The following is a 5720-nucleotide window of genomic DNA, read 5'->3' as shown; positions in this document are numbered from 1 at the left end:
CCTGTAGACATAATAATGGGCTTACCGTAATGCCCAATATGCCGTAAGTAGGGCAAATTGGTAATTTCCCCTGAAGGAATCTTGAAACGGTCTAGCCCCAGTTCTACTAACAGATCAATACTCTCGAGATCAAAGCCAGTTGAGAAAAAGCCGATACCACGCACCTGGCAGTGGGCAATTAACTCTTGATGCATTTCCCGAGTTAACTCCAGCCTGCGAATCATGGTATGCTGAGATTCGTTGCAATCTGTGGTGTGATTCTGATACTCAGCTTTCTTGGCTTGGGTGGTAACCAGGCAATCAGCCTTAAAGGTTTGAAACTTGACTAAGTCAGCCCCAGCATCTGCCGCAACGTCGATTAATTTCCTGGCAGTTGCCATATTCCCGTTATGATTGACACCAGCTTCAGCAATAATTAAAGTCCTCATAAAGGTTACTTATAAAGCTTACTTATTCATTACTCGGCTGCCATCTTCAACATCCCTTAACACCCGCTGGCCCATTCCAATTAGACATTTTTGACCCACTCGAATTAGTTCTCGCAGACTACTGTTGCTGCCAATAAAGGTACCTGCTCCAACTTGTGTGCCACCGTTAATAATCACTTTTGTGGACACATGACAATGATCTTCGATGACCACGTCATGTTCGACTACGGCGCGGGTGTTGAGGATGCAGTTACGCCCAACCGAGGCTCCAGCATTGACTAATGCCCCATGCATCACAATCGTGCCTTCGCCCACCCTGCTGTGACGGGAAACATAGGCCTGTGGAGAGAAAATCGTCGGCAAGCAGAATCCCATTTGCACCAACAACTCAAATAGTCGAATACGATGGTTCGGTGTCTTAATTTGGCCCAGGGTCACTAGAGCATTGGGGCTTTTGTGACGAAGCTCAGGCAAATCCGCATCCGTTCCCAATACTGGATACCCTAAAACAGACGTCCCGACCTCATGGGACCTTCCCAACAGACCTACAATAGTAAAGTGTGCCTGTTGCTCGATCACATCGATGCAAGCTCTAGCATGGCCACCAGCACCGACTAAGATAATTGGCTCTATGGTCACGATAGCTCCTGATCAATGGGTGTGACTTTCCCTGAGATTAATCCTGCACTACTCGGTAGATTAATCAGTCTTCTCTCCAACCCTTCGGCCACAGGAAGGTTCATTCTCGGACAATCCTGATAGGGCCTCAGCCGATGCATCAACCTCCAAACCGGGCGGGTCATCAGCCCAGCTTCGTTGGTGGCTGTCAAAATCTCATCTCGCTGACTAGCAATAGATTGTTCTAACATCAGCGTCTGTAACCAATAATTACTTCGACAACCCTCCGGCTCCGTGATAATCTCTACACCAGGCACATCCATAAAGGCAGCCTGATACTGCTCAAACAAACACCGTTTCGCCATCAAAAAGCCAGGAAGCTGCTCAAGCTGGGCACACCCGAGAGCCGCATTAAGATTGGGCATTCGGTAGTTATAGCCGATCTGATCATGCACATATTCCCAGCGGTGGGGCACCTTAGCAGTCGTGGTCAGGTGCTTGGCCTGCCTGGCCAACTCTGAATCATTGGTCAGAATGGCACCACCGCCACCTGTGGTAATGGTCTTATTACCATTAAAGCTGAGGGTACCCATCTGCCCAAAAGTGCCTGTATGTTGGCCATGATACCAACTCCCCAAAGACTCAGCCGCATCTTCAATCAGGGTGAGGTGAAAGTCCTGAGCCACCCCCAGCAGCCCATCGAGATCTACCGGATGGCCAAAGGTATGCATAGGAAGCAGCACCCGAATCACCCTGTTAGTTAGACGATTGATGCAGTGACCATCAGAGATTTCAGCAATGGTTTTGAGGTAGTCCCGCAAGGCCAGGGGATCCGCCCCCAGGGTATGGGCTTCGCTATCCACTAGGTGGGGAATGGCTCCACAGTAGGCCACTGCATTAGCCGTGGCGATAAAGGTTAAGGCTGGAATTAAGACCTCATCGTTAGCCTGCACCCCTGCCAGGCGTAAGGCCACATGGAGTGCTGCCGTGCCGTTGACTACCGCCACAGCATGGTTAGCACCGGTGTAAGCGGCTAGCTCCCTTTCAAAGCGGTCTACAAATTGACCCACGGAAGAGACAAAGGTCGAATCCAGGCATTCTTTTAGGTAGTCCCACTCACATCCATTAAACCTCGGTTCATGTAATGGGACGGGGTCATGGCCAACTACCGCTTGGATGGCTTTGATAATGGAGTTGACAATAGAAGCACTCATAAGCGCGTTTGTATCTGGGTTGTAAACACACGAATTGCCGAAAAAGGCAAAAGGCAAAAGGCAAAAGGCAAGAGGGGAAAGAGATCTGGAGTTTTATTTGACAAAAAAAGACCTCTTAGGTTTACATCTCCTACACGAAACGCTATAGATTGTAAGTATCTGCCTTATATGCAGCTAGATTAGACGGTTCACGAAACCACGCTGCTGTCTCAGCTAGCCCTTGACGAAATCCTTTAAGGCCTCCATACTTGGGTGCCCATCCCAACAAATTTTGAGCTTTCTGATTGGAAGCCCAGAGCCGTTCTACCTCACTTTTGCCTGGACGCAGACGCTGTTCATCGGTGATCACGTCGATCTCAACCCCCATCACATCCGCAATGGTTCGGGCCGTATCGCCAATCGACACCTCAAAGTTACTGCCAATGTTAATCACCTCACCCACAGCCAGATCCGACTGCAGTATTGCTATAAACCCTGCCACTGTGTCAGCCACGTAATTAAAGTCACGGGTAGGATGCACTGCCCCCAGCTTGATCTGGCGTTTACCATTAGCAATCTGGGTAATAATAGTTGGGATAACGGCCCGAGCAGACTGCCTCGGACCATAGGTATTGAAGGGTCGGATCACACTCACCGGCGTATCAAAGGAGCGGTAGAACGACAGGGCAATCTGGTCGGCTCCAATCTTACTGGCCGAATAAGGTGACTGACCTTGCAAGGGATGGTCTTCTGTAATCGGCACAAACTGAGCTGTACCATATACCTCACTGGTAGACGTATGGACTACCTTACTGACTCCAAGATCCCGCGCGGCCTGAAGCACATTCAGCGTCCCTTTAACGTTGGTATCAACATAGGTATCCGGGGAGTGGTAGGAATAGGGAATGGCAATCAGTGCTGCTAGATGCAGAACCCCATCACAGTTTTTCATGGCTGTCCTGACCCCATTGGGGTCGCGAATATCACCCGCAAAGACTTCAAACTGACCACGCACGTCTTTGGCACAGCGATCGAGCCAGCCCCAGGAGTTGAAGGAGTTATATAAGACAAAAGCACGTACATCATAATCTTGACGCACTAGTGCTTCGGTCAGGTGGGAGCCGATGAAACCATCAGCTCCTGTCACTAATAGCTTTTTCACAGTCTTTCCTGTAGCAGTTCTCAATTGGGTGAGGTACTTGGTTCTAGGGAGTCGGGAGTCGGGAGTCGGGAGTGGGGAATCGGGAATCGGGAATCGGGAATCGGGAATCGGGAGTCGGGATGCAGCGTAGTCAACGGGAGCCAGTTGCTGATCTGACTTTCTAAACTACCTACCAACATCCACACTACCCACCAACACCCACTTTTTCCCTATTCCTTGCTCCGAGCGCTATATCTTTCAAAATCAACTCTGCCAAATATAAATCCCAAGGCGTATCAATATCTAGGGAACGTTCAGTAGGCATAACATAGGCATAGGTTTGCTCTGTATAGAATGTTGCTTTTTCTATTAACACCTGACACTGGGCAAAGTAAAGAGCACCATTCAAAGCGTAGGCTGGGGGCAAATCCTGCCGCCTGCTATAAGTTTCACTAGAAGTGAATAGGTTAACCAGCTTACCAACTGGATCAATCCCCTTAGTCCAAAACGGATGATGATGCACGGGGCAAACACTAACAGCGGTTTCAGCCTTTTGTTCTAAAGCTAACCGAACAATCCCATCTATATCCTCAGCAGTACGCAGTGGAGAGGTTGGCTGCAAAACCAGAACGTAATCAGGTTGATCAGCTTCATGAGCACCTAACCATTGAAGTGCATGTAAGATTGGATCCATGCCGGGAGTATCATCCTGTGCAAGCTCTGAAGGGCGAAGGAAAGGAACCTCTGCCCCATAGGTTCGAGCAACATTAGCAATCTCAACTGAGTCGGTTGAGACGATCAGGCGGTCAATTGAATTAGCTAAGGTAGCAGCCTCAATCGTATATGCAATCAGTGGCTTCCCCGCAACAGACACAATATTTTTAAGTGGGATTGATTTTGATCCACCCCTTGCAGGAATAATTCCTAAAATCATATAGCAATTTTTACTTGGGTGAGTTAGAAATTTTTTGGTTTTAGGGAGTCGTCAGAAGCGGGAAATGGGGAGATGGGGAGATGGGGAGATGGGGAGATGGGGAGATGGGGAGATGGGGGAGTGTGGGAAGAAAAAACGGCATATATAGCGTTTCTCATAGTTATGAGGCAAATTCAATGTTCTTCCCCCTACTCCCTACTCCCTACTCCCTACTCCCTACTCCCTACTCCCTACTCCCTACTCCCTACTCCCTATAAAAAACTAAATTGCCCCAAAATCCTTAACCCCGTGAAAACCAATCCTTCTAGACTGGCGACGGGTAAATTCTCCCACTGAGGGATTTCCTTGAGGATCTACAACTCCTGTTACCTGTTGCCATAACACATCAGGAGCCAACGATACCTGATAAGTGCGATCGCTTGTTTTGACAACGTGATACCACTGGGTTTCCTGGCACTCACTACACCAAAAAGCCTCTAGCCACTCTCCTTCGATGGCTACTGTAGTTTTACTCGCTATCAGCATCAAGGCATATTTTTGTTTAACACCACGCTCCATCAGTTGTCCTGCTCGATCAGCAAACAATCGATATTTTTGACTAACGCTATCCAGGTGGCAGCGATGAATGGGACAAAAAATAGCTCTTCGTTTAGAACGTTTCCGATTACGTTCACATCTTCTTTTTTGAGGTATTATTTGTGTCATAATATAGGATTAAGGAAGTAGAGAGTAGGGAGTAGGAAATCGGGAGTCCCTAAAACCATAGACACAAAATCTCCCCGTTAATCACTTTCCTCTCATTGAAATTAAAACGTGAGAAAAGTGGTATGGGGAGAGACTGAGATCAACAAGACCATCGAAGCCCACTCCTCAAATTAAATAGCTAGATAGTATTTAATTTGCTGTTAGTAACTGTATTACTAATTTATTTAATTAAGTGATAAAAAGCACCCAGGAAAATTTTAAATTTATTTCCTAAACCAACACTCCTAAACCAACAATTAGTCATTATGGACTAACTCGTTATAAGCTGTCGAGGATTCCTTTGGGAATTTAATTCGACGACTGTAAGCGTACCGGGCGGGGAAATTAAGTTAAAGTCCCCCAGAATTGGGGGATTTAGGGGGCTTGCAGCTCTAGCTAGTGAGGTCAATCCATCTGAAAACGGCTGTAAATAAGACTTTCAGTTAGTCTTGCCTTCACAAATCCTTTAGAAACTCTCTAGTTAACCAAATAACCCCCAACCTTCAACTTTCAACTTTCAACCTTATTAAACCGTCACCTTTTCCTTATCAAACGTCACTGTTACCTGTTCCATCATCATCTTCGACTCCAACCACTCCTCAAACAACTCCGACATAATTTGAGTTCGCAACTCTTGATTCAACTCAGGTTTAATAATCTCA

Annotated in this window: 8 protein-coding genes; 1 reads left to right on the top strand and 7 read right to left on the bottom strand. The window is 47.3% G+C overall.

The window, feature by feature from the left end; genetic code table 11:
• The 6 genes from F6K49_RS34410 to F6K49_RS34385 all read right to left on the bottom strand — a co-directional run.
• Nucleotides 1-428: N-acetylneuraminate synthase family protein (locus F6K49_RS34410; RefSeq protein WP_293103872.1), on the bottom strand; the 428-nt coding region annotated here is incomplete at its 3' end.
• An 18-nt stretch (nt 429-446) separates the two neighbouring features.
• On the bottom strand, nt 447-1067 hold the full coding sequence (locus F6K49_RS34405) for an acetyltransferase (protein ID WP_293103868.1): 621 nt from the start codon (nt 1065-1067) through the stop codon (nt 447-449).
• Nucleotides 1064-2260 carry a LegC family aminotransferase gene (locus tag F6K49_RS34400; protein WP_293103865.1) on the bottom strand — a complete coding sequence of 399 codons (1197 nt, stop codon included), beginning with the start codon at nt 2258-2260 and terminating at the stop codon, nt 1064-1066. The genes F6K49_RS34405 and F6K49_RS34400 overlap by 4 nt, the downstream gene beginning before the upstream one ends.
• 142 nt (nt 2261-2402) lie before the next feature.
• Nucleotides 2403-3401 (bottom strand): NAD-dependent 4,6-dehydratase LegB, encoded by a 999-nt coding sequence (locus F6K49_RS34395; RefSeq protein ID WP_293103862.1) that lies wholly within the window; start codon nt 3399-3401, stop codon nt 2403-2405.
• A gap of 20 nt (nt 3402-3421) precedes the next feature.
• The gene (locus tag F6K49_RS34390; RefSeq protein ID WP_293103859.1) at nt 3422-3580 is read right to left on the bottom strand and encodes a hypothetical protein; all 159 of its coding nucleotides are present in this window, start codon (nt 3578-3580) and stop codon (nt 3422-3424) included.
• Nucleotides 3581-3585: 5 nt separating this feature from the next.
• On the bottom strand, nt 3586-4314 hold the full coding sequence (locus F6K49_RS34385) for an acylneuraminate cytidylyltransferase family protein (RefSeq protein ID WP_293103856.1): 729 nt from the start codon (nt 4312-4314) through the stop codon (nt 3586-3588).
• Nucleotides 4315-4394: 80 nt separating this feature from the next.
• On the opposite strand from F6K49_RS34385, the gene F6K49_RS34380 reads away from it, so the two are divergent.
• Nucleotides 4395-4571: a hypothetical protein gene (locus F6K49_RS34380; protein WP_293103853.1), complete on the top strand. Its 177-nt coding sequence runs from the start codon at nt 4395-4397 to the stop codon at nt 4569-4571.
• 4 nt (nt 4572-4575) lie between these two features.
• Here F6K49_RS34380 and F6K49_RS34375 read toward each other — a convergent pair whose 3' ends face one another.
• Complete coding sequence (locus F6K49_RS34375; protein ID WP_293103850.1) at nt 4576-5019, bottom strand: hypothetical protein; 444 nt, start codon at nt 5017-5019, stop codon at nt 4576-4578.
• Nucleotides 5020-5720: the final 701 nt, after the last annotated feature.

The sequence above is a fragment of the Moorena sp. SIO3I6 genome (assembly GCF_010672095.1).
This window is presented reverse-complemented; position numbering and strand designations above follow the sequence as displayed.